This is a genomic window from Streptomyces sp. NBC_00872 (assembly GCF_045161915.1).
Classification (GTDB): domain Bacteria; phylum Actinomycetota; class Actinomycetes; order Streptomycetales; family Streptomycetaceae; genus Streptomyces.
The window spans coordinates 4,709,806-4,733,837 of the sequence record NZ_CP108806.1 but is presented as its reverse complement, the minus strand read 5'-3'; the positions used below and the strand labels follow the sequence as shown (position 1 = coordinate 4,733,837).

At 69.8% G+C, this 24,032-nt stretch carries 23 protein-coding genes; 16 read left to right on the top strand and 7 right to left on the bottom strand.

The features are described from left to right. The first annotated feature begins 37 nt into the window (after positions 1-37). From OG214_RS20225 to OG214_RS20190, 8 genes are all read left to right on the top strand, one after another. Positions 38-847: a YcnI family protein gene (locus OG214_RS20225; RefSeq protein WP_363083160.1), complete on the top strand. Its 810-nt coding sequence runs from the start codon at positions 38-40 to the stop codon at positions 845-847. 233 nt (positions 848-1,080) lie between these two features. Then, entirely contained in the window at positions 1,081-1,737 is a 657-nt protein-coding gene (locus tag OG214_RS20220) for an SCO family protein (protein ID WP_363083161.1), read from the top strand. Further along, entirely contained in the window at positions 1,734-2,192 is a 459-nt protein-coding gene (locus OG214_RS20215; RefSeq protein ID WP_405985529.1) for a copper chaperone PCu(A)C, read from the top strand. Before OG214_RS20220 ends, OG214_RS20215 begins: the two co-directional genes overlap by 4 nt. Positions 2,193-2,206: 14 nt before the next feature. Continuing rightward, on the top strand, positions 2,207-4,237 hold the full coding sequence (locus tag OG214_RS20210; protein WP_405985528.1) for a copper resistance protein CopC: 2,031 nt from the start codon (positions 2,207-2,209) through the stop codon (positions 4,235-4,237). A 177-nt stretch (positions 4,238-4,414) separates the two neighbouring features. Further along, on the top strand, positions 4,415-5,653 hold the full coding sequence (gene efeB / locus OG214_RS20205) for an iron uptake transporter deferrochelatase/peroxidase subunit (RefSeq protein WP_405987555.1): 1,239 nt from the start codon (positions 4,415-4,417) through the stop codon (positions 5,651-5,653). A gap of 59 nt (positions 5,654-5,712) precedes the next feature. Further along, positions 5,713-6,648 carry a prephenate dehydratase gene (gene pheA / locus OG214_RS20200; RefSeq protein WP_363083164.1) on the top strand — a complete coding sequence of 312 codons (936 nt, stop codon included), beginning with the start codon at positions 5,713-5,715 and terminating at the stop codon, positions 6,646-6,648. A 614-nt stretch (positions 6,649-7,262) separates the two neighbouring features. After that, positions 7,263-8,540: a serine--tRNA ligase gene (serS, locus tag OG214_RS20195; protein WP_363083165.1), complete on the top strand. Its 1,278-nt coding sequence runs from the start codon at positions 7,263-7,265 to the stop codon at positions 8,538-8,540. Beyond that, positions 8,537-9,397 carry an HAD family hydrolase gene (locus OG214_RS20190; protein ID WP_363083166.1) on the top strand — a complete coding sequence of 287 codons (861 nt, stop codon included), beginning with the start codon at positions 8,537-8,539 and terminating at the stop codon, positions 9,395-9,397. Before serS ends, OG214_RS20190 begins: the two co-directional genes overlap by 4 nt. A 606-nt stretch (positions 9,398-10,003) precedes the next feature. On the opposite strand, the gene OG214_RS20185 is transcribed toward OG214_RS20190, so the two are convergent. From OG214_RS20185 to OG214_RS20165, 5 genes are all read right to left on the bottom strand, one after another. Beyond that, a complete protein-coding gene (locus OG214_RS20185) occupies positions 10,004-10,696 on the bottom strand; it encodes a hypothetical protein (RefSeq protein ID WP_405985527.1) in 693 nt (230 codons plus the stop codon). A 299-nt stretch (positions 10,697-10,995) separates the two neighbouring features. Next, complete coding sequence (locus OG214_RS20180; protein ID WP_363081339.1) at positions 10,996-11,715, bottom strand: ABC transporter permease; 720 nt, start codon at positions 11,713-11,715, stop codon at positions 10,996-10,998. A gap of 25 nt (positions 11,716-11,740) precedes the next feature. Beyond that, the gene (locus tag OG214_RS20175) at positions 11,741-12,652 is read right to left on the bottom strand and encodes an ABC transporter ATP-binding protein (RefSeq protein ID WP_363081340.1); all 912 of its coding nucleotides are present in this window, start codon (positions 12,650-12,652) and stop codon (positions 11,741-11,743) included. After that, on the bottom strand, positions 12,649-13,596 hold the full coding sequence (locus OG214_RS20170; protein WP_405985526.1) for an ABC transporter permease: 948 nt from the start codon (positions 13,594-13,596) through the stop codon (positions 12,649-12,651). The genes OG214_RS20175 and OG214_RS20170 overlap by 4 nt, the downstream gene beginning before the upstream one ends. After that, entirely contained in the window at positions 13,586-14,587 is a 1,002-nt protein-coding gene (locus tag OG214_RS20165; protein ID WP_363081359.1) for an ABC transporter ATP-binding protein, read from the bottom strand. Before OG214_RS20165 ends, OG214_RS20170 begins: the two co-directional genes overlap by 11 nt. 390 nt (positions 14,588-14,977) lie before the next feature. On the opposite strand from OG214_RS20165, the gene OG214_RS20160 reads away from it, so the two are divergent. From OG214_RS20160 to OG214_RS20140, 5 genes are all read left to right on the top strand, one after another. Next, positions 14,978-15,808, top strand: a complete 831-nt coding sequence (locus tag OG214_RS20160; RefSeq protein ID WP_405985525.1) for a M24 family metallopeptidase — start codon at positions 14,978-14,980, stop codon at positions 15,806-15,808. Then, positions 15,805-17,631, top strand: a complete 1,827-nt coding sequence (locus OG214_RS20155; protein ID WP_405985524.1) for an SDR family oxidoreductase — start codon at positions 15,805-15,807, stop codon at positions 17,629-17,631. Before OG214_RS20160 ends, OG214_RS20155 begins: the two co-directional genes overlap by 4 nt. 206 nt (positions 17,632-17,837) lie before the next feature. Beyond that, the gene (locus OG214_RS20150; RefSeq protein ID WP_405987554.1) at positions 17,838-18,731 is read left to right on the top strand and encodes a metal-dependent hydrolase; all 894 of its coding nucleotides are present in this window, start codon (positions 17,838-17,840) and stop codon (positions 18,729-18,731) included. A 246-nt stretch (positions 18,732-18,977) separates the two neighbouring features. Beyond that, a complete protein-coding gene (locus OG214_RS20145; RefSeq protein WP_405985523.1) occupies positions 18,978-19,532 on the top strand; it encodes an RNA 2'-phosphotransferase in 555 nt (184 codons plus the stop codon). Between the two features lie 105 nt (positions 19,533-19,637). After that, complete coding sequence (locus OG214_RS20140) at positions 19,638-19,790, top strand: hypothetical protein (protein ID WP_405985522.1); 153 nt, start codon at positions 19,638-19,640, stop codon at positions 19,788-19,790. A gap of 143 nt (positions 19,791-19,933) precedes the next feature. On the opposite strand, the gene OG214_RS20135 is transcribed toward OG214_RS20140, so the two are convergent. Next, the gene (locus OG214_RS20135) at positions 19,934-20,584 is read right to left on the bottom strand and encodes an FMN-dependent NADH-azoreductase (protein ID WP_405985521.1); all 651 of its coding nucleotides are present in this window, start codon (positions 20,582-20,584) and stop codon (positions 19,934-19,936) included. 118 nt (positions 20,585-20,702) lie between these two features. On the opposite strand from OG214_RS20135, the gene OG214_RS20130 reads away from it, so the two are divergent. Continuing rightward, positions 20,703-21,095: a helix-turn-helix domain-containing protein gene (locus OG214_RS20130; RefSeq protein ID WP_363081347.1), complete on the top strand. Its 393-nt coding sequence runs from the start codon at positions 20,703-20,705 to the stop codon at positions 21,093-21,095. A 128-nt stretch (positions 21,096-21,223) separates the two neighbouring features. Here the strand turns inward: OG214_RS20130 and OG214_RS20125 are convergent, their stop codons facing one another. Then, a complete protein-coding gene (locus OG214_RS20125; protein ID WP_405985520.1) occupies positions 21,224-21,841 on the bottom strand; it encodes a methyltransferase in 618 nt (205 codons plus the stop codon). Between the two features lie 60 nt (positions 21,842-21,901). Between OG214_RS20125 and OG214_RS20120 the strand changes: the two genes are divergently transcribed. Continuing rightward, entirely contained in the window at positions 21,902-22,390 is a 489-nt protein-coding gene (locus OG214_RS20120; RefSeq protein ID WP_405985519.1) for a hypothetical protein, read from the top strand. Positions 22,391-22,441: 51 nt separating this feature from the next. Next, positions 22,442-24,031, top strand: coding sequence for an MFS transporter (locus OG214_RS20115; protein ID WP_405985518.1), 1,590 nt, complete (start codon positions 22,442-22,444; stop codon positions 24,029-24,031). Position 24,032: the final 1 nt, after the last annotated feature.

The window sequence follows — 24,032 nt, the reverse complement described above, 5'->3', positions numbered from 1 at the left end:
TGCCCGATCACCTTCTCCCCACACCGTGGAGTGTTCCGTGTTCTCAACGTTCTCCGCCTTCTCCTCAGGGTCCGCGGCCAAGAACCTCACTCGTCTCTCCGTCGCCGGTGGCGTCGCCGCGACCGCTCTTCTGCTGCTGGCGGGCCCCGCCTCCGCTCATGTCAGCGTCCAGCCGCAGGGCCCGGCCGCCAAGGGCGGCTACGCCACGATCAACTTCAAGGTCCCCAACGAGCGCGACGACGCCTCCACCACCAAGCTCGAAGTGAACTTCCCCACCGACCACCCGCTGGCGTCCGTGATGCCGCAGCCGGTGCCCGGCTGGAAGATCGACGTCACCAAGAGCAAGCTCGCCAAGCCGCTGGAGCTGCACGGCAACACGATCACCGAGGCGGTCTCCAAGGTCACCTGGACCGCCGACGGCGGCAAGATCGGCCCCGGACAGTTCCAGCAGTTCCCCCTCTCCGTCGGACAGCTTCCCGAGGACGCCGACCAACTGGTGTTCAAAGCCCTCCAGACGTACGACAACAAGGAGGTCGTCCGCTGGATCGAGGAGCCCAAGGAAGGCGCGGCGGAGCCCGAGAGCCCCGCGCCCGTACTGAAGCTCACCGCGGCCACGGGCGACGAGCACGGCGCGGCGGCGGACCAGGCCGGCACCGGGGCGGCCTCGGATCACGACGACACGAAGACCGCGGACGCGCCCCATGACGTGACGACCGACGTGACGACCGGGACGGCCTCCGCCGACAGCAGCGACACCACCGCCCGGGTGCTGGGCATCGTCGGCATCGGCGTCGGTGTCGCCGGGGTGGCCTTCGGTGTCCTGGCCGGCCGGCGTCGTACCTCCTGACGCGCCGCCCGACCCGCTGGCCGATCCGCTGCCCGATCCGCTGCCCAATCAGTTGCCCAATCAGTTGCCTGATCCGTTGCCCGACCGCGCTTTTCCGGCATACGCCTGACGTACGGCCGCCCTGCGGCTGACGCGTGAGGCTCCATGTAACCGAGGCGCCCGAGGCACGCGGGGCCGGAACTTCCCGGCCCCGCGTGCCCGGTGCCCGTACTCCCCGACCAGGAACTCCCTTCATGCGCAAGAAAACCCTGCCCTCGGCCGCCGCCCTGGCGGTGGCCGCCGCACTCGCCCTGACCGCCTGCGGCAGCGGCGACGACTCCCCGAAGTCGATCGCCGATGTCTCCGTCCAGCAGAAGACCGAAGCGGCGACGGTGCTGGACCAGCCCTTCGAGAAGCCGAACCTCGTCCTCAAGGACACCAAGGGCGAGGACTACGACTTCCGCGAGCGGACCAAGGGCAAGCCGACACTGATCTACTTCGGCTACACCAACTGCCCGGACGTCTGCCCGCTGACGATGAGCAACATCGCCATCGCCAGAAAGTCGCTCCCCAAGGCCGACCAGGACAAGCTCCAGGTGGTCTTCGTCACCACCGACCCCGAGCGTGACACCTCCGCCGAACTCGCCAAGTGGCTCCCCAGCGCGGGCGATCCCTCCTTCGTCGGACTCACCGGTGACTTCCCCACGATCCAGGCGGGCGCCCGTCAACTGGGGATCGGTATCGACCCGGCGAAGAAGGAGAAGGACGGCAGCGTGGTCTCCATGCACGGCGCGCAGGTCATCGCCTTCTCCCCGAAGACCGACGCCGGTTATCTCCTCTACGGCGAGGACGCCTCCGCGGACGACTACGCCAAGGATCTGCCGAAGATCGTCAAGGGCGAGACCCCGTGAACCGCCGTACTCCGCTCGCACTCGCCCTCGGCCTCACGGCCACGCTCACACTGGCCGGCTGTTCCTCCGACGGCGGTTCGTCCGGGCCGCCCGAACTCTCCGTCAGCAGCGGCTATATGCCCCAGCCCGTCAGTGACCTCGCGGCCGGATTTCTCACCATCACCAACAGCGGCGGCGCCGCCGACAAGCTCACCTCCGTCACCGGCGACCTCTCCGACGACATCACCATCCACAAGACCGAGAACCAGAAAATGATGAAGGTGGCGTCCTTCGACATCCCGGCCGACGGCGAGTTGGATCTCGAACGCGGGGGCAACCACATCATGTTCATGGATATCAAGCACCGTCCCCGGCAAGGGGAGAACGTCAGCATCGAACTGCACTTCGAGAAGGCCGACCCCATCACGGTCGAACTTCCCGTGAAGGAGACCACCTACAACCCGGCCCAGCAGTGAGGGACTGAGACGTCATGACAGCCACCGCCCCGCGCCTCGGGCAAGCACCCGGGCAAGCGATCCTGACGCGACTGCTGCTCGTCACCACGGTGCTGCTCGGCACCGTCTTCACCGTGCTCTCCGGCACGGCGTCGGCGCATGCCGCGCTGACCGGGAGCAGCCCCGAGGACGGGGCGGTGGTCGCCTCCGCTCCCAAGGACATCACCCTCACCTTCTCCGAACAGATCGCCATGGGCGACAACTCCATCCGTGTACTCGATCCCGGCAACAAGCGCGCGGACACGGGCAAGATCCGCGATCTGAGCGACACGGGCAGCGTGCGCTACGGCGTCGGCCTGCGGACCGGACTGCCCGACGGCACCTACACCGTCGCCTGGCAGGCCGTCTCCGCCGACAGCCATCCCGTCTCCGGCGCCTTCACCTTCTCCATCGGAGCGCCCTCCGAGACCACCGCCACCGTGCCCGCCGAGGAGGCGGGCGGCGGACTCGTCGGCACGCTGTACGGCGCGGCGCGCTATGTCTCGTACGCCGGATTCATCCTGCTCGTCGGCGGCGCCGCCTTCGTACTCGGCTGCTGGCAGCGCGGTGCGTCCGTACGGCCGCTGCAACGGCTCGTCGTCCAGGGCTGGCTCGCCCTCACCGCCGCCACACTCGTCCTGCTGCTCCTGCGCAATCCGTACACCGGCTCCGGCGAACTGGGCGACGCGTTCGATCTCGACGGACTCCAGGACGTCCTCGCGACCAAGACCGGTGCGGCGCTCGTCTCCCGGCTGCTGCTCCTCGGCGCGGCGGCGCTCTTCGTCGCCGTCCTCTTCGGCGCGTACGCCAAGAGGGAGTCGCCCCGTGACGAGGAGGAGCGCAAGGAGAGAAAGGACCTCACCTTCGGGCTCGCCATGGGCGGCACGGTCGTCGCGGCCGGAATCGCCGCCACCTGGGCGCTGTCCGAGCACGCCTCGACCGGGATACAGACCGGTCTCGCCATGCCGGTGGACGTCCTGCACCTGCTGGCCGTGGCGGTCTGGCTCGGCGGGCTCACGGCGCTTCTCGTCGCCCTCTACCGGGCACCCTTCATCGACAGCGCGGCCGTACGACGCTTCTCCCGCACCGCCTTTCTCAGCGTCGTGGTGCTCGCCGCGACCGGGCTCTACCAGTCCTGGCGTCAGGTCGGATCATGGTCGGCGCTCGGGGAAACGGCATACGGACAGCTCCTGTTGGTCAAGGTCGGACTCGTGGCCGTGCTGGTCGGAATCGCTTGGTTCTCACGGCGGTGGACGGGGCGGCTGGCGGAGGTGGAGGCGGGCACCGAGAACGCGGCGGAGGTGGAGGCGGACACAGAGCTCGGGGCGAAGGCCGGGGCAGAGGTCGGGGCAGACATTGAGGCTGAGGTCGAGGCGGAGGCGGAGGCGAAGACCGGGGGGAGGACCGGCTCCGACACCGTCACCGCGACGGCCGTGGTCGGTGACAGTCAGAGAGCTACCCAACTGGCCCGGCAGCGAGCCGCGCTGGCGAGCGCACGCCAGAAGCGCGTCCGCGACGCCGATCCCGCGCGGACCGGACTGCGCCGTTCCGTACTGGCAGAGGCGGGGATCGCCGTGGTGCTCCTCGCCGTCACGACCGTGCTGACGTCCACCGAGCCGGGCCGTACCGCCGAGCTGGAAGCGGGCCGCACGGGCGGCACCGTGGCCGACGCCGCCGCGAGCGCGGAGCCCGTCGATGTCCGTATGCCCTTCGACACCGGCGGCCAGAACGGCAAGGGCACCATCCGGCTGACCCTGGACCCGGGCCGCTCCGGCGCCAATGTGATGCACATCTATGTGGACGGCGCCGACGGGAAGCCCCTGGACGTGCCGGAGGTGAAGGCCGCCTTCACACTCACGGCGGAGCGGATCGGCCCGCTGCCGATCGTCCCCGACCGATTCGCTCCCGGACACTGGAGCGCGGACAGCGTGCAGATCCCGATGCCCGGTGACTGGCGGCTTCAGGTGACCGTACGGACCTCCGACATCGACCAGACGACCGTCGACAAGAACGTGAAGATCGGCTGACCCATCGTGAGCGAGACCCGACAGGACCAAGACAAGCGGAACGACCGGGACCCCCGGGACACCTCCGGCGGCCGGGACGCCCGGGACGACCGGGACCTCGGCGAGGACGGCCGGGACACCGGGGGCGACGGCCGAGGGCGGACGGACGGCCCGGCGGACGGCCCGGCGCGCGCCGGTATCTCCCGGCGGCGGCTGATCGGCACCGCGAGCGCCGCCGGGGCCGCCGGACTCGCGCTCGGAGCGGCGGGCGGGGCCGGTGCGTACGCGGCGACCCGCCCCGAGCCGGCGACGGCGCTGACCACGCTCGGCGCGGAATCCGTCCCCTTCCACGGCGCGCACCAGCCCGGTATCACCACCCCGATGCACGCCCGAGGCCATCTCATCGCCTTCGATCTGGCCCCGGGAGCCGGCCGGAAGGAGGCCGCAGCGCTGCTGCGCCGCTGGTCGGAGTCGGCGCGCGCGCTGATGGCCGGCGAGCCGGCCGGGGGGCGGGGCGCCGACGGCGACACCGGTATCGCCCTGAACGCGGGGCCTTCCTCGCTCACCGTGACCTTCGGTTTCGGCCGTACCTTCTTCGACCGTACGGGGCTGGCCGACCGGCGTCCCACCGCCCTGGACCCGCTGCCCGCCTTCTCCTCGGACCAGCTCGACGCCCGGCGGAGCAACGGCGATCTCTGGATCCAGATCGGTTCGGACGACGCCCTCGTCGCCTTCCACGCCCTGCGGACGCTCCAGAAGGACGCGGGCGGGGCGGCGCGGGTGCGCTGGCAGATGAACGGTTTCAACCGTTCGCCCGGCGCGACCCCGCATCCGATGACCAGCCGCAATCTGATGGGCCAGATCGACGGCACGGGCAACCCCAAGCCGTCCGAGCCGGACTTCGACCGGCGGATCTTCGTCCCGGCGGCCCCGGCGGCCGGCACCCCGGCCTGGATGGCGGGCGGCTCGTACGCCGTCGTACGGCGTATCCGTATGCTCCTCGACGACTGGGAGAAGCTCCCGCTCGGCAAGCAGGAGCAGGTCATCGGCCGCCGCAAGTCCGACGGCGCCCCGCTCACGGGCGGTACGGAGACGACGGAGCCGGACCTCGACCGGCTGGGAGCCGACGGCAAGCCCGTCATACCCGCCAACGCGCACGCCAGGATCTCGACGCCGGAGGCGAACGGCGGGGCCGCGATGCTGCGCCGCCCCTTCTCCTTCCACGACGGGATCGGCGCGGACGGGACCCCTGACGCGGGGCTGCTCTTCGTCTGCTGGCAGGCCGATCCGCTCAAGGGGTTCGTACCCGTGCAGCGCAAGCTCGACCGGGGGGACGCGCTGTCGGCGTTCATCCGCCACGAGGCGAGCGGACTGTTCGCGGTGCCCGGGGGCGCGCGGCAGGGGGAGTACGTGGGCCAGCGGCTGCTGGAGTCCTGAGCGGGCGGCCGGAATCCGCCGAGGAGCCGTGAGCCGCGTCGGGCCATTAGGGTGACCGTATGTCGGCCACGCGCTACACGTATCTGGGCCCCGAGGGCACCTTCACGGAGGCCGCCCTCCGTACGCTCCCGGAAGCCGCCACCCGCGAGCTCGTCCCCATGGTGTCCGTACCGACGGCTCTCGACGCCGTACGGAACGGCGATGCCGCGGCGGCACTCGTACCGATCGAGAACTCGGTGGAGGGCGGTGTCACGGCCACGCTCGACGAGCTGGCTTCCGGCGCGCCCCTGATGATCTACCGCGAGGTGCTGCTGCCGATCACGTTCGCCCTGCTCGTACGGCCCGGGACCGCACTCTCCGACGTGAAGACGGTGACCGGTCACCCGGTCGCCCAGCCGCAGGTGCGCAACTGGCTGCGGAACCAGCTTCCGGACGCGGTGTGGGAGTCGGCCGCGTCGAACGCGGACGGGGCGCGGCTGGTGCAGGAGGGCCGCTTCGACGCGGCCTTCGCGGGTGAGTTCGCGGCGTCCACGTACGGTCTGGAACCGCTGGTCACCGAGATCCACGACGCGGAGAACGCGGAGACGCGCTTCGTCCTGGTGGGCCGGCCCGCGCGCCCCTCGGCGCCGACCGGCGCGGACAAGACCTCGGTGGTCATCTGGATGGGCGACGACCACCCGGGCGCGCTGCTCGAACTGCTCCAGGAGTTCGCCGTACGCGGGGTCAACCTGATGCTGATCCAGTCGCGGCCGACCGGCGCGGGGATCGGTAATTACTGCTTCGCCGTGGACGCCGAGGGACATATCTCGGACCGGCGGGTGGGCGAGGCGCTGATGGGACTGAAGCGGATCTGTCCCAAGGTGCGCTTCCTCGGCTCGTATCCGCGGGCGGGGGTGTCGGCGGCCGATGTGTCGACACTGCGACCGGGGACCTCGGACACGGAGTTCATCGAAGCGGCGGAGTGGCTGGCACGCAGCCAGGACGGCCGCGCCTGACGGCGGGGTGCCTGACCGCAGGGCGCCGACAACAGGGCGCCTGACGGCGGGGTGCCTCGGGGTGCCCGTGCGCCTGTGGACACAGTCCAGAGTTATCCACAGGCATGCTTCTCGACCTGGGGACAAGTCGACAACCGCAGCCGCCCGGGTCGACAAATCGCTCCGGTCACCGATGTCCGTCCACAGGGGTCACCAGGGCCCGCGTCAGCCCAACTCCAGCGATCAACTCGTTGGGGCGGGCAATTCCCACCCGAATGAGTGTGTGAAGCGGGTTTACGAGGGAATTCCGCACCGCATCCCCGGCCCACAGAACGCCTATTTCCGCAATCCACAGACCACCCACACAGCCTGTGGATAACTTGCGTGACCCTGTGTACCTCTGTGGACAACGCTCGGCGTCCGGCACTCAAGTCACCTTCGCCGTAAGGGAAGTGGGTCAAGCGGACGAGCACCGAGTGCCTCGTTCCGGCGAATTGAACCTTCTTTATTGACGAACGACGGGCAACCGGCGCGGGATTTTCCGACAGGTTTCTCAATTGCGGCAATTCAGACAAAGAGCTACGCCTGTTGATATCGGGTGGGGCGGTGTCGGCGCGCACCGGTAGCCTGGTGGGGTGATTGACCTTCGCCTGCTCCGTGAGGACCCCGACCGTGTTCGCGCCTCCCAGCGCGCCCGTGGAGAGGACGTCGGCCTTGTCGACGCCCTGCTCTCCGCCGACGAGCGGCGCAGGTCGTCCGGCGTCCGCTTCGACGAGCTGCGCTCCGAGCAGAAGTCCCTCGGCAAGCTGATCCCCAAGGCGTCCGCCGAGGAGAAGGCCGAGCTGCTCAGGAAGGCGGAGCAGCTCAAGGCCGATGTCAGGGCGGCCGACGCCGAGCAGCACGACGCCGACGAGGAGGCGAGGCGCCTGCTCCTCCAGCTCGGCAATATCGTCCACCCCGACGTCCCGGTGGGCGGCGAGGAGGACTTCGTCGTCCTGGAGACGCACGGCACGATCCGGGACTTCGCGGCGGAGGGTTTCGAGCCCAAGGACCATCTGGAGCTGGGCGAGTCGCTGGGCGCCATCGATGTCGAGCGGGGCGCCAAGGTCTCCGGCTCGCGGTTCTACTATCTGACAGGCGTCGGCGCGCTGCTGGAGCTTGCCCTCGTCAACGCGGCGATCGGGCAGGCCACGGAGGCCGGCTTCATCCCCATGCTGACGCCGGCGCTGGTCCGCCCGCGCGCCATGGAGGGCACGGGCTTCCTGGGCCAGGCCGCGGAGAACGTGTACCACCTGGAGAAGGACGACTTCTACCTGGTCGGTACGTCGGAGGTGCCGCTCGCCGCGTACCACATGGACGAGATCATCGAGGCCGACAAGCTTCCCCTGCGGTACGCGGGCTTCTCGCCGTGCTTCCGCCGCGAGGCCGGTACGTACGGCAAGGACACCCGGGGCATTTTCCGGGTCCACCAGTTCGACAAGGTCGAGATGTTCTCGTACATCGACCCGGCGGACGCGCAGTCCGAGCATCAGCGGCTGCTGGAGTGGGAGAAGCAGTGGCTGACCGCTCTGGGGCTGCCTTTCCAGGTGATCGATGTGGCGACCGGTGATCTGGGCGCCTCGGCCTCGCGCAAGTTCGACTGCGAGGCGTGGATCCCGACGCAGGGCAAGTACCGCGAGCTGACCTCCGCGTCGAACTGCGACGGTTTCCAGGCCCGCCGGCTCTCCGTCCGGATGCGTGACGGCAAGCAGATCAAGCCGCTGGCCACGCTGAACGGCACGCTCTGCGCCGTACCGCGCACGATCGTGGCGCTCCTGGAGAACCACCAGCAGGCCGATGGTTCGGTGTGGGTGCCCGAGGTGCTCCGTCCGTATCTCGGCGGCCGTGAGGTGCTGGAGCCGATCGCCAAGTGAGCACCGGCCCCGACTCCGCGTCGGCGACGGCGCCGCTTCCGTCGTCTTCGCCGCCCTCTTTCCCGTACAGACTGGTCGCGACCGACCTCGACGGCACATTGCTGCGTGCCGACGACACGGTGTCCGTACGCACCCGCGAGGCGCTCGCCGCGGTCACGGCGGCGGGAGCCGCGCACATCATCGTCACCGGGCGTGCCGTGCCCTGGACGCGGCACATCCTGGACGACCTGGGTTACGAGGGCCTCGCGGTGTGCGGCCAGGGAGCGCAGCTCTACCACGCGGGTGAGCACCGGCTGCTGACGTCGGTGACGCTGGACCGGCAGCTGGCCGGGCTGGCCCTGTCCAAGATCGAGGCGGAGACCGGCCCGCTGGCGCTCGCCGCGAGCCGGGACGGTCTCGACGGCGAGGTCCTGATCGGCCCCGGTTACCGGGTGCTGGACGACGAGCTTCCCGCGGTCTTCGTCGACGACCCGGCGGAGATGTGGGCCGCGCCGCTCAACAAGGTGTACATCCAGCACCCGGAGCTGGACGACGACGCCTTGGCGCGGGTCGCGCGGGCGACGGCCGGCACTCTGGTGGATGTGGTGATGGCGGGGGCCGGAGTGGTGGAGATCCTGCCGCTGGGTCTGAACAAGGCCACCGGACTCTCGCTGGCGGCGCGCCGCCTCGGCGTCACGGCGGCGGACACGATCGCCTTTGGCGACATGCCCAACGACATCCCGATGTTCGCGTGGGCGCGGCACGGTGTGGCGATGGCGAACGCCCACGAGGAACTGAAGGCAGTGGCGGACGAGATCACTGCGTCGAACGGCGACGACGGTATCGCGGTGGTGCTGGAGAGACTGCTGCTCGGCTAGGTCCTGTCCGGTCGATCTTCGTGGATCAGCCCGGGGCGTCTGGCGCGGTGCATCGCAAGGCGGAGGATCGCCCGTGTACTGGATGTACTCGGGTGACTCCGACAACGCGGCGAGGTGCCGTGCCAGGCGTTCCGGGCCCACGAAGATCGACCGGACAGGACCTAGGCCCCGTCTGACACATCCCGCAGATCCCGCCCGAACACAGGCTGGTTCACGGGTCAGCCGTACGGGTCACGGGTCACTTGCCGTACGGACGGCTCGGTCAATCCTCCGGGAGGGGCGGCCCGCGCGGATGCGCGCTCGAAGCGGCCGCCCCTGGGCAGCGCGCCGGCGGCAGCACGGAGCAGTGATGGCTACTCCGGTGCCTGCGCGGTGCTGCCCTGCTGGGAACTCGACGGACTCGGAATCCCAGTCGTCGCCGTGTTCCGCTCCCGGTCCTGGAGGTGTGTTCCGACAGAACCACCGCCAGAACCACTGTGCCCCGGGCGGCGATCCGCCGCCACCGAATATCGGCGATGTGGACCACGTCCGCCCGCGGGGGTACAGCGGGAAATACAGCGGACGGACGTGGACCACGGCGATGGATCAGCGAGGGACGGCGCTGAATCAGCGGCGGCTACGGCTCCGGCGCAGATCCCTCAACTGGTGGACGACATCGTCCATCCGGGCGTCCACCCGGTTGATGTCCGCGGACATCTCGCACAGCCGGTTGCTGATGGCTCCGACCACCTGGTTGGTGGCATCGAGCCGTCGGTCGAGGCTGTCGAGCCGGTACGACATCCGGTTCAGCACCGGCCCCAGTTCCTGAAGCGCGACACCGACCCCGCCGAGGCACGACTCGGCATCGGTCACACGCCGGTCGAGGCTCGCGTACCCCTTGCGCAGATCGTCCTCGGCGTCGAGGAGATACATACGGACGCACCGGGCGATGTCGCTGTCGCGAAGAAGCATCGCGATGTTGAGCACGGCGCGGCGGGTGTAGAGGGTGAGGCTGGAGCGCCGCTGTGGATAACTTTTGGCCTCCCCGGATGAGAGTGACATCTTGTCACTCTGATATTCGCGCAGGTCAGAGCCTCGCACCACATGCATTCCATTCGCGGACAGCTCCTCGCGATGCCGCGCGGTCAACTGCCTGATGACGCCTGTGGATACTTCGAAGTAGCGCGCCACGCCCTCCGTCGTGATGTGTACGCCGTCCGGCAGCAGCCGCAACGCCTTGACCTTGTCGAGCGCCTCGACCCGCCCCATGACGCTGTCGCGCATCGAGCGCGATTCGAGCAGGGCACCTTCTGGTGGCATGTTCATGCCTTCCATGTGTGAACCGATGATGGCGGCCCTCTCCCCGGGCTTCAGGGGCGGAGGTCGGCTCACAGTGGCTACTCACTCAATGACCGGTGCGGCTTTCGATCCGGCACCGGCAATCCCCGGCTTCACGAACGCTCGACGTCACGGACTCCAGTTGCCTCCACGCACGCTGAACAACGAGCCGATAAACGTACCGTTACGCGGCCGAGTCACGAGCACGAGGCGGCGGCAGCTCCTGTCCGCCGGGCAAGGGCCCGCCGGGCAGGGGCTGCCGCCGCCGGTGCGGCTCCCGCCTACTCCTCGCCCGCGAGCTTCAGTGTCCGGAGCTTCTGGCCCGCGTACCAGGTCGCCACCACCGAGACCCCCGCCAACAGGCCCACCGCCAGCGGCAGGCCGACGTCCGAGGTGACCGTGCCCTCACCGGCGATCCGCTGGGCGAGCGCGAGCGCCCACTGCTGAACGCTGAGCGTCCGCGCGCCCGCCACCAGGCTGCCGAAGAGCGTCTCCCAGACCAGGGCGTAGACGAGTCCGATGACCACCGCGTGGCGGCTGACCGTACCCAGCAGCAGGAAGAGCGCGCTGTACGCGATCGAGGCGACGAGCGCCGCGACCGTGTACGCGACCGCGATCTGCTGGCCGTTGCCGTTGAGCACGTATCCGGCGATGAAGGTGGGGACCGCGGAGAACGCCATGGTCACGGCTATCGCCACGATCAGCTTGGTGAAGATGATCGACGACCGCTTCACCGGCTTGGAGAGCAGATAGACGATCGATCCGTCGTCGATCTCGGGTCCGATCGAGCCGGTCCCCGCGATGACACCGATCAGCGGCACCATCGTGGCGAGCGCGAAACCGCCCAGCACATCCACCGCGACCTGGTCGTCCGCGCCGTTGAGCATCCGGACCGCCGCCGCGATCAGGATCAGCAGCGCGGGCAGTACGAAGAGGATCGCGGCCCGGCGCCTGCCGAGCAGGGCCCGGTAGGTGAGCCGGGCGACTGTGGGGTTGTACATGACGTCACAGCTCCTTTCAGGCCGCTCAGGCCGCTACGAGATAGGAGAAGACCGACTCGAGGGACTCGTCCGAGGGCGAGACCGTGAGCAGCCTGATGGAGTGCTCCCGGGCGACCCTCGGCAGCAGTTCGGTGAACCGGCCGAAGTCGACCGCCTGGATGCGCAGTGCGCCTTCGGCGAGGTCCACCTCGATACCGGCCGTCGACGGGTCGGCGATCAGTGCGGCGGCGAGCGCGCGGTCGTCACTGGACCGTACGAGGTAGCGGTGCGGCCGGTCGGTCATGAGACGGCGGATCTTGCGGAAGTCCCCGGAGGCGGCATGGCGCCCGGCCACGATCACCTCGATGTGCGAGGCGAGCTGCTCGACCTCCTCCAAGATATGGGAGGAGAAGAGAACGGTGCGGCCCGTGGCGCCCATACGCCGCAGCAGATCCATGAGCTGCATCCGCTGACGCGGGTCCATCCCGTTGAACGGCTCGTCCAGAAGCAGTACGGACGGGTCGTGGACCAGCGCGGACGCCATCTTCACCCGCTGGCGCATGCCCTTGCTGTAGGTGGCGATCCGGCGGTCCTGCGCGTACTCCATCTCGACCGTGGCGAGCGCCGCACGCGCCTCTTTCGCACCCAGCCCGTGCAGTTCCGCGTTGGCCACGACGAAGTCGAAGCCGGTGAGGAAGTCGTACATCGCCTCCCGCTCCGGCACGATGCCGATCTCCCGGTAGACGGACTCGTTGCGCCAGATCGGCTGCCCGTCGAGGGTGACGGTGCCCGTGGACGGCGCGAGGAAGCCCGCCATCATATTGATGAGGGTGGACTTGCCGGCGCCGTTGGGGCCCAGCAGTCCGGTGACCCCGGGGCCGATCGTCATGGTGACGTCGTTGACGGCCACCACATTGCCGAACCAGCGCGAGGTGTGCTCGATATCGATGGTGGTCACAGCCCGACCTTCCGGTAACGGCGCATGAGAACGGCGTACGAGCCGAGCACGAGCGCGAGGACGACCAGCAGATAGACCACGCCCACGCCGGCCGAGGGGCCCGCCTCGCCGGGGAAGGCGGAGGTGGCGCCCAGGAAGGCGGTCTGTACGCCGTCGATGAGCGTGACCGGCGAGAAGAGGCCGAGCCACTTGACGGCGCCGGTCGCGTCCGAATTCCATGCGATCGCCTGGAGGGTGGAGACCGCGCCGTACGAGATGGTCAGGGTGGCTATCACGGCGGCGACGCCGAAGCCGCGGCGCGGTGTGAGAGCGGCCAGCACCAGCCCGAGTCCGCCGAAGAGCAGGGAGAGCAGCGCCACCGATACCAGCCCCTGACCGAATCCCTTGCTCTGGTCCGCGAAGTCCATCTTGGCCAGCAGCGAACCGGCGTAGAGGATGACGAGCGGCGCCCCCGTCAGCACGAAGAGGGCGGAGGCCATCGCCCCGTACTTCGCGAGCACGTAGTCGACGCGCTCGATCGGACGGGAGAAGTAGAGCGGCACGGTCTTGAAGCGCAGATCGCGGGAGACGGACTGCGGGGCCTGGGAGGCCAGATAGAGACCGATGACGGCCTGGGTGAAGATCGCGTAGCGGGTGTAGTCGAGGGGCAGGGTCTTGAGATTGGTCGCGATGGCGACCGCGACGATGATCGCCGCGGGCAGGCACATCACCGCGAAGAGGATCATCGGCAGGACCTTGGACTTGGCCGAGCGGCCGAGTCCGTACGCGCCGCGCAGGGACTGCGAGTAGAGGGAGCGGCGGGCGTAGGCGCGGCCGAGGCGCGGCCCGTCGTAGTTGCGGTATCCGATGTTGTGGATCCGGGTCGTCCCGGCTCCGGCCCCGGCCGCGGAGCCAGCCGCGGAGCCGGACCCGGCCGCCGTACCGTTCTCGGTCTCAGTGCTCATCGTGGGCGCCTCCCTTCACCGATGTGTGCTCCGTCTCGTGCCCGGCCGGCTGTGCGGCCTGCTGGGGGCGGAAGACCTCCGCTATGTGATGGCGCCGCTGTTCCATCCGTACGAGCCCCAGCCCGAGTCCGGCGACCGTGTCGCGGACGACGTCGTACGTCTCCTCGCCCTTGGCCTCGATCAGCAGGATGTGGCCCGCGCCGGGAAGCCCCTCCTCCATGCCCGCGTGGAGGGTCAGCCCGGCCGTGGTCAGGGCCTCGCGCAGCGCCAGCGTGCCGTCGGGGTGCGCGTCCGTGTCCGTGACCTCGACCGCGAGGGTCGTGGTGATCTGCGTGAAGTCACTGGTGGAACTGGAGCGGAGCAGCGTTCCGCCGTCGATCACGACGACATGGTCACAGGTGCGTTCGAGCTCGCCCAGGAGGTGCGATGTGACCAGGACGGAGATACCGAAGTCCGTGTGGACTCGGCGGATCAGACCGAGCATCTCGTCGCGGCCGACCGGGTCGAGGCCGTTGGTCGGCTCGTCCAGAAGGACGAGCTGGGGGTCGTGGACCAGCGCCTGAGCGAGCTTGACGCGCTGCTTCATACCGGTCGAGTAGCCGCCGATGGGGCGGTACCGCTCCTCGTAGAGGCCGACATGGCGCAGGGTGTCCGCGGTGCGCTCACGGGCCGCGGTCGGTGGGAGTCCGGACATGCGCGCCATATGGACGACGAACTCGGTGGCCGAGACGTCCGGCGGCAGGCAGTCGTGCTCGGGCATGTATCCGACACGCTCGCGGATGGCGCTGCCGCTGGTGGCGACATCGAGCCCGAGCACCGTGGCCCGGCCTTCCGTGGCGGGGGAAAGACCCAGCAGGATCTTGATCATGGTGGACTTGCCGGCCCCGTTGGCGCCCACCAGACCGGTCACACCGGGTCCGATGTCCAAGGAGAGCCGGTCAAGCGCGGTTACCCGGGGGAACCGCTTACTCAGGCCTTCTGTCGCGATCACAGTCACGGTCCGACCGTAGTGGCGAAGGCAACAGGGGGCGTCAGACCTGGCGGCTGTATCGGTGTCCGTCTCCAGATGTAGGGACCCGTAAGGGGGACGTAAGGGCAACGGGTGCGGGACGTAAGGGCAGCGGGTGCGCCGGCCGGTCGTCCGCGCCGATCCGCGGTCGGTCCGCCGCTGATCCACAGCCGATCGGCGGCCCGTCCACAGGCTGTTCGCGTCGGTCCACAGGCTGTTCGCGTCGGTCCACACCTGGGTCCACAGCGGTTGTCCACAGGTAGGACCCGGCGCTTGACGCCGTCGTCGGCCATGGTCACATTCATCACTGTGGCATTCATCTGTGTCACGTTGCGAACACGTACCGCACACAGCCTGGTGGGAGGCGATGCAGTGACGGATCGACGGACCGCGGAGCTGCGGGGATTCAGGGACGTCCAGCGTCTGGCGTACGAGTGCGCGGAGGCCGTCTCCGCACGGCTCGGGCCGGGGGTGACGGAGCGCGGGGCCGCGCGGATGCAGCGTGCGTGGCTGCGCGCCCGTGGGGTGCGCGACTGGTTCCATCTGCCCTTCGCCTGGTTCGGGGACCGTACGGCGTTCGTCGGCTTCCGGATACCGCTCCAGTTCTTTCCCACCGGCCGCCGGCTGGAAGAGGGGATGCCGTACATCCTGGATCTCGCGCCCATCCACCGGGGCTTCACGGCGGATGTCGGCTACTCGGGCTGTCTCGGTCCCAACCCCCTGCACGACCGGCTGCTCGCCGATCTGCGGACGCACCGCGAGCTGATCCTGCGGGAGGTGCGCGAGCGGCGGACGCTGCGCGAGATCTACGAGGACGTGGACCGGCTCATGATGCGGCAGGGCTATGCCAACCGGCATCGGGCCTACCCCTTCGGTGTCATCGCCCACAAGGTCGACCGGGTGAAGGAGCGCCGCTGGTCACCGCATGTCCTCGGGTTCGGCACCCAGTCGCTCAAGGGGCTGGCGGGCGACGCGCTGCGTGGTCACCGGGACGGCTGGTCGCCGCTGTGGAGCCCGTACAGATTCTCCGACCACCCGCCCACGCCGGGGCTGTGGGCGGTCGAACCCCACCTCGGATTCCGGGGTACGGGCGCGAAGTTCGAGGAGATCCTGGTGGTCACCGACTCCCGGGATCCGGAGCAGAGCGCGTTCTGGCTGGATGACGATCTGCCGCATGTGCGGCGCTGGGCGGAGGCCGTATGAGTACGGGACCGAAGGGGGCGCGGGAGCGCCGGGTGCGGACCGGCGGGGTGGAGCTGTGCGTCGCCGAGCTGGGCGATCCGGCCCGGCCGGCCGTGCTGCTCGTGCATGGCTATCCCGACAGCAAGGAGGTCTGGTCCGAGGTCGCGGGGCGGCTCGCCGAGAACTTCCATGTGGTGCTGTACGACGTACGCGGACACGGCGGATCGACGGCACCCGCGCCCCTGCGCGGCGGCTTCACGCTGGAGAAGCTGACGGACGACTTCCTGGCGGTGGCCGACGCGGTGAGCCCGGACCGGCCGGTCCATCTGGTCGGCCACGACTGGGGTTCCGTACAGGCCTGGGAGTTCGTGACCGTGGCGCGGACCGAGGGGCGGATCGCCTCGTTCACCTCGATGTCGGGACCTTCGCTGGACCACCTGGGGCACTGGATCAAGCGGCGGGCGAAGCGGCCCACGCCACGTGGGGTGGCTCAGCTGCTCGGCCAGGGAGCCAAGTCCTGGTACGTCTACGCGCTGCATACGCCCGTGCTGCCCGAGCTGGCCTGGCGGGGGCCTCTCGGCAGGCGGTGGCCGGCGATCCTGCGACGGGCCGAGAAGCTCCCCGGTACGTCCTATCCGACGTCCTCCCTGCCGAGGGACGCCGCGCACGGTGCGTGGCTCTACCGGGACAATGTCCGCGCCCGGCTGAGCAGGCCGCGTACCGACGCCTACGCGCACGCGCCCGTCCAGCTCATCACTCCGACCGGCGACGCCTTCCTGTCGGAACGGCTCTACGACGATCTGGAGCGGTGGGCCCCGGGGCTGGTACGGCGCACACTGCCCGCCAGGCACTGGGTGCCCCGCACCAGACCGGACCAACTGGCCTCCTGGATCGCCGGCTTCGTCCTGGCCCACGAGAACGGCGGGCACCGGCCCGGGAGTACGGACGGCGGGGGCGGTGCGGGCGGTACGGGCGCGCGTACGGGTGCCGGTACGGGAGCGGCGCCGGGCGGAGCGTACGAACAGCGTTTCGGGGGACAGCTCGTCCTGGTCACGGGTGCGGCCGGCGGTATCGGGCGGGCGACCGTCTTCGCGTTCGCCGAGGCGGGCGCGCGGATCGTGGCCGTCGACCTCGACAGGGAGGGAGCGGCCAGAACGGCGGAGCTGGCCCGGCTGATCGGAGCCCCGGAGGCCTGGGCCGAGCAGACCGACGTCGGTGACGGGCAGGCCATGGAGAAGCTCGCGGAGAAGGTCGCCACCGAGTACGGCATCGTCGATGTCCTGGTCAACAACGCGGGGATCGGGCTGTCGGGTGCCTTCCTCGACACCACCGCCGAGGACTGGAAGAAGGTCCTGGACGTCAATCTGTGGGGCGTCATCCATGGCTGCCGCGTCTTCGGCAAGCAGATGGCCAGGCGCGGCCAGGGCGGCCATATCGTCAACACCGCGTCGGCTGCGGCCTATCAGCCCTCGAAGGCGCTGCCCGCGTACAGCACGTCCAAGGCGGCGGTGCTGATGCTCAGCGAGTGTCTGCGGGCCGAACTGGCCGGGCAGGGCATCGGGGTCTCCGCGATCTGTCCCGGTTTCGTCAACACGGGCATCACCTCCACCGCGCGCTTCACCGGCGTCTCCGCCGAGGAGCAGGAGCGGCGCAGAAGGAAGACCGCGCGGCTGTACGGGCTGCGCAACTATCCGCCGGAGAAGGTCGCCGACGCCGTGCTGCGGGCTGTCGTACGGAACCAGGCCGTCGTGCCGGTCACCCCCGAGGCCCGGGGAGCCCGCCTGCTGTCCCGCCTCGCGCCCGGGGCGCTGCGCGCGATCGCCCGCGTGGAGCCGCCGCTGTGAGCGCCGGGAAGCGAGCGGGGCGGAGGAGGTACGAGTCCGGCGAGGAGAGCGAGGAAGGCAGGGAGGCCGTGAAGACCGGGAAGAACGGGGTGGCCGGGAAGGCGGCCGGGAAGGCGGGGACGGCCGGGGAGGCGGCCGGGGAAGCCCGCGAGGCAGGAGAAGCCGGGGAAGCTCCGGAAGCCGGGACGGCCGGGGAGCACTACGCCATCGTTCCGCGCCGGGTGTCGTTCGACTGGCACGGGACTCCCCTCCACTGGATACCGGACGAGCCCACGGCCACCCATGTCATCAATGTGCTCCATCTGCTGCTGCCGGCGGGCGAGCGGTGGTTCGTGAAGGTCTTCAAGGAGGGGCTGCCGCTGGTCACCGACCCCGAACTGCTCAAGGACGTCAAGGGGTTCATGGGGCAGGAGGCCACGCACAGCGTGCAGCACTCCTCCGTACTGGACCATCTGACCGAGCAGAAGCTGAGCACCGAGGCGTTCACACGGCGCGTCGACTTCCTCTTCGAGAGGCTCCTCGGTGAGAAGCCGCCGTGGGGGATCCCCTTCCCCGCCGGGAAATGGCTGCTCTACCGGCTGGCGTTCGTCGCCGCGATAGAGCAGTTCACAGCGGTGCTCGGTGACTGGGTGCTGCGCGCGGAGGGGCTGGACCGGGCGGGGGCCGACGAGGTCATGCTCGATCTGCTGCGCTGGCACGGCGCGGAGGAGGTCGAGCACCGTGCCGTGGCCTTCGACATGTACGAGCACTGCGGCGGCCCGGCTCCCGCTCGCTACGCCCGCCGTGTCGGCACCATGTGCATCACCGCGCCCGTACTGCTGTGGCTGTGGATCTGGGGCGCCGCGTATCTGATCCGGCACGACCCCGGGCTCGCCGGACGGCCGCGCTATTCGCCACGTGAGCACAACAAGGCGATCGACAAGGGGCTGCTGCCCCCCTGGCGTGACCTGGGCGCGGCGATACCCCGCTACCTCCGCCGGTCGTACCACCCCTCGCGGGAGGGTTCACTGCGCAGGGCCGTCGAGTACCTCGCGCATTCCCCCGCGGCCCGTGCGGCGGCGGGCGCGGCGGGCCGGTCGGCGGCGGGGCGGAGGCGATGAGAACATCGCGGCCTTCATCACGGCGGCCACCGAACGGGAGCTCCATACAAGGACCTTGGACGCGTCCTCACCTCAACCGACGGACAAGGCGGCCATATTGATCAAATAGGTTAAGCGGTCGGCTCATTGTCCACAGGATCAGCAAATCCCCTGTGGATAACCTGAGTTGGCTGTGGATCAAACCTGTGAACCACGGCTACTTGGAAATAAGTGGCGGTGTGCCGACACCACGGCCACGCTGTCCGTATGAACGGAGTACCCGACGAACGACGCACGGTGAAGGTGTCGAAGTATCTCTCCAAGCATCTGCGCCATCAGCCCGAGCGGATCGGTATCGCCCTGGACGCGAACGGCTGGGTGGCGGTCGACGAACTGATCCGCGCGGCCGGCGAGCACGGCTTCCGTATCACCCGCGCCGAACTCGACCATGTCGTGGCCGTCAATGACAAGCGGCGCTTCACGGTCGACGGCGACCGCATCCGCGCCAATCAGGGCCACACCGTCACGGTCGACCTGGAACTGCCCCCGGCGGAGCCGCCCGCGTACCTCTACCACGGGACGGTCGCCCGCCATCTGGACGCGATCCGGGCCGAGGGGCTGCGCCCCATGTTCCGCCACCATGTGCATCTGTCGCCCGACCGCGAGACCGCGACCCGGGTCGGCGCCCGCCGCGGCAGGCCCGTGGTCCTGTCGGTGGACGCGGGGGCGATGCACCACGACGGGCTGGTCTTCCATGTCAGCGCCAATGGCGTCTGGCTCACCGACGCCGTACCACCGCGCTATCTGCGCTTCCCCGGCTGACGGCCGACCCACTGACCGGCCGACCGGCCGACCGACACCGGCTGACCGTGGGACGCCCGGCCCGACCGCTCCCGCCCCTCCCCGGACCCTTGCGGGCACGGCTGATTGAAGTCCCGGACGATCGCCGCCGACCCCAGCTGGTCCGGCACCGAACAGGTACGGGACATCACGCTCAGCGGCGACGGCCTCGTGCTCGGCCGGACCTGGGCGGTGGACGGCCGTACCATGCGCGCCCGGCTGGAGTGGCACCGCCGCTGAGGCGGGCGGAACGCCGGACAGAACGCCGGACGGAACGGGTGGGGCGGCGGGCTGCCGGAGAGCGCCGAGGCCGTAGCGGGCTGCCGGATAGCGCCGAGGTCCGGGGCCGGGTGCCCCGGACCTCTCAGCCGGTCAGCTCCGCGTCACGCGGCGAGACGGGTGGCCAGCGCCTTGGCCTTGGCCTCGGCCTCGGCGAAGGCCTTCGTGCGGGACTCCTCGAAGAGCGGGACGAGGTCCTTCATCGAGTCGTAGGCCGGGGCGAGGGTCAGCTCGGGAATGATGAATTCGACGTCCAGGCCGAGCTTGTCGCGCAGGACCAGCTCCAGATACGGCTGCGCGTAGTCGTTGCCGTGCTCGGGGGTGCCCGGCGCGTAGGAGCCGCCGCGGCTGGAGACGACGACCACGGGCTTGCCTGCGAGGGTCGGCTGCTCGGTCAGAACGTTGCGGCCGATGGTGATGATGTGGTCGAGCCACGCCTTCAGGCCGGAGGTGACGCCGTAGTTGTACAGCGGCGCGCCGATCACGATCGCGTCGGCGGCCTCGCTCTCCGCCAGCAGCTCCTCGCGCAGGGCGAAGGCCGCGCTCTGCTCGGGGGTGCGCTCGGCGGGGTCGACGAACGACGCGTAGTACGTGAGGGCGTCGAGGTGGGGCACCGGGTTCGCGGCGAGGTCACGGTAGATGACCTTGCCCTCCGGGTGCTGGTCCTCCCATGCCTTGCGGAACGCGGCGGTGACCTTGCGGGAGTGCGAGCCTTCGCCGTTCAGGGAGGAGTCGATGTGCAGCAGTGTCGCCATAGTGATAACCGATCCGATCGGAGGTTTAGTAAGCAGGTTCTCTTTTACCGGAAAACCCTTGATAGCACAGTCGCTTACCTTACTGCAGCTCCGTATCCCGAACGGGTACCATGGCCCCATGACAGAGCCTCGGGACGTGACGGTGGAAGGCCCGGCGCAGGGCTCTGGGTGCACCGAGCCCGAAGCGGGGATCACCCGGGTCTTCCAGATGCTGGGCAAGCGCTGGTCCGGGCTGATCATCGCCGCGCTGATGAACGGGCCGGGACACTTCGTCGAGCTGCGCCGCGCGGTCCCCGGCATCAGCGAGCGGATGCTGTCGGACCGGCTGGCCGAGCTGGCCGCGCTGGATCTGGTGATCCGCGAGGTGGACCCCGGCCCGCCGCTGCGCGTCAGCTACCGCTTGGCGGCGGCCGGCCTCGCCCTGCGGCCCGCGATGAGCGAGCTGACGCAATGGGCGAACGCCCATCTGCCGGATGAGGGATCCAACTGCCCCAAGGAGTTCCAGGGCTGAGGAATTCCTGGGCCAAGGAGTTCCAGGGCTGAGGACCGCCCGCGCACGGCCGCGGTCCCGCGATCCGTGCGCGTTGCGGCCCGTGTGCCGCCTGTGCGCGTCGCGTCATCCGGCCGCCGTGTCCACGGTCACTTGACCGCCGTGCTGAGGTGGTCGGTCGTCCCGGTCAGCGGCTGCACCCGGCAGTCGCGGAAACCCGCGTCCTTGAGCCGGCCGAAGCACTCCTCCGTCGTGCAGCCCTTTCCGCCGCGTTGGTCCACCAGCATGTGGAGGCTGACGATCAGGGCGCCGACGCTGTCCCGCCGGTCCTCGCCGACCAGCGTGTCGTAGATCAGCACCGCCCCGCCCTCCGGCAGCGCCTCGTACGCCTTGGCCAGCAGCATGCGGCCCACCTCGACATCCCAGTCGATCATGACGTGCCCGAAGACGACGGCGTCGGCGGCCGGGAAGCCGGACGTACGGAAGTCGCCGCCCGCGAACGAGAGCCGGTCGTCGAGGCCGCCGCGGGCCACCGCCTTCTCGAAGGCCGGCCCGGACGTGGGCAGGTCGAAGCCGATCCCGGTGAGGTGCGGTTGCGCGCGCAGCAGACGGATGGAGCCGGACGGCAGGACGTGGACGACAGTGGCGTCCAGGGTGCCGAGGAAGGCCAGGCGGTCGTCGTCCAGGAGTTCGCCCGGGGGACGAGCGTGATCAGGCTGAAGCCATGGCCGACGACCTCGTCGTAGCGGCCCGTAACCCCCTCCCACGCGGCGCCCTCTCCCGTGGCGCTCGGCCGGGTGACCCTGCCCTGCGGGAAGAGGTGTCCCGTGGCGCCGTCTCCCGGGCGGTGCCGCAGGCCGTCGGTCAGCGGTCTGATCTCCAGCACCAGACCGTCCGAGCCGCCCACCGCGGTGCTGTCGGCGGGCACCGCCCGTCAGGTGGACACCTCGGGGGCCGTCCTGCTGGCGGCCCCGTCCGGGGTGACCGCGCAGCTCACCTTCGGTCTTGAGCACGCCTATATGTCGGCGTACCAGGTGCGCGGCAGTGAGGGCCACATCACCGTGGACCGGGCCTTCACCCCTCCCGCCGACCGTGTCCCGGTGCTGCGGCCGGCGCGCGGGTCCGAGGTGGAGGAGCTCCGGCTCTCCCCCGACGACCAGGTCGGCAACACCGTGGACGTGTTCGCGGAGGCGGTACGGGCCGGGGTCCACCACGACCCCGACTGCCTCCGGCAGGCGCGGTTGCCGGAGACGGTCCGTGAGACGGCGGACGGGGTGCGGGCGGGAAGATCAGGTCTTGACCTCAACTCAACTTGAGGTCCTAGGGTTCCGTTGCCCAGCGTCCGATGACAACGCAAGGAGATTCCTTTGAGTTCCGGCGTCGGTACGGCGGCGGCACCGCGGGCGACCCGAAAAGAATGGCTGGGGCTGGCGGTCCTCGCGCTTCCCACCATGCTCATCGCCATGGACCTGACCGTGCTGCATCTGGCACTGCCCACCCTCACCGCCGATCTGCGGCCCGGCAACACCCAGTTGCTGTGGATCGTGGACATCTACGGCTTCCTCATCGCCGGCTTCCTCATCCCCATGGGCGCGATCGGCGACAGGATCGGCCGCAGGCGGCTGCTGCTGATCGGCGCGGTCGCGTTCGGAGTGGCCTCGGTGCTCTCGGCGTTCGCGGTCAACGCGGCGATGCTCATCGCCGCCCGCGCGCTGCTGGGCATCGCGGGCTCCACTCTGATGCCTTCCACCCTCTCCCTGATCCGGATCATGTTCCACGATCCCAAGCAGCAGGGTGCCGCGATCGGGGCCTGGACCGGCTTCTTCGGCCTCGGCACGGTGATCGGACCGCTGGTCGGCGGAACGTTCCTGGAGCTGTTCTGGTGGGGCTCGGTCTTCCTTCTCGGCGTCCCGGTCATGGTGCTGCTGCTCGTGTTAGGCCCGATCCTGCTCCCGGAGTACCGGGACAAGGCGGTCGCCCGTCCGGACCTGATCAGCGCGCTCATGTCCATCGTCGGGATCCTCGCCCTGATCTACAGTCTCAAACGGATCGCCGCGGACGGCCTGAGCGTCGAGTCGGGCATCGCTCTCGTCGTCGGCGTGGTGCTGGCGGCGTTCTTCATCGTGCGCCAGCGCCGGCTCACACAGCCCCTGGTCGACCTCGCGCTCTTCCGCAACAGCCTGTTCGGCACCGCCCTCGGCATGCTCGTACTGGCCACCCTGCTCTCCGCGGGCTCGCAGTTCTTCGTCCTCCAGTACCTCCAGCTGGTGCGCGGGCTGACCCCGCTCCAGGCCGGGCTCTGGTCGCTGCCCACCACCGTCGCGATCATGATCGGTGCCATGGGGGCGCCCGCCCTCGCGAGCCGCGTGAAGCTGAGCACGCTGCTCGCCGGCGGTCTGGTGGTCACCGCGGCCGGCATGGTGGTGCTGACCCTGGTCAGCGGTCCCTCCGACCTGTATCTCGCGGTGGCGGGGGCGGCCGTCATCGGCCTCGGGCTCGGGCCGATGGTCTCGCTGGGCACCGGACTGATCGTAGGAGCGGCCCCACCCGAGCGGGCCGGTGCCGCGTCCGCGACGGCCTCGACCGGCACCGAGCTCGGCAGCGCGCTGGGCGTCGCCGTGATCGGCAGCGTCGGCTTCGCGGTGTACCGGGCGAACCTGACCGACACGCTCCCCGAGGGGCTGCCCGCCGGCGTCGGCGAGGCGGCCAAGGACACGCTCGCCGCCGCGGTGGAAGTCGCCGGGAAGCTGCCGGCCGCCGATGGCTCCCGGCTGTTGTCGGTGGCCCGTGACGCGTTCGTACAGGGTCTGCAGACGACCGCGATCGTCGGTGCGGCGCTCTCCGTCGTACTGGCCGTGGCGTCCGCGGCCATGCTGCGCAACGCCCGGATGCCGGGCCCTCCGCCGGTCGCGGAGACGGACGACACCGCGAAGTCCTTCGAGAAGGCGGACAACTGAC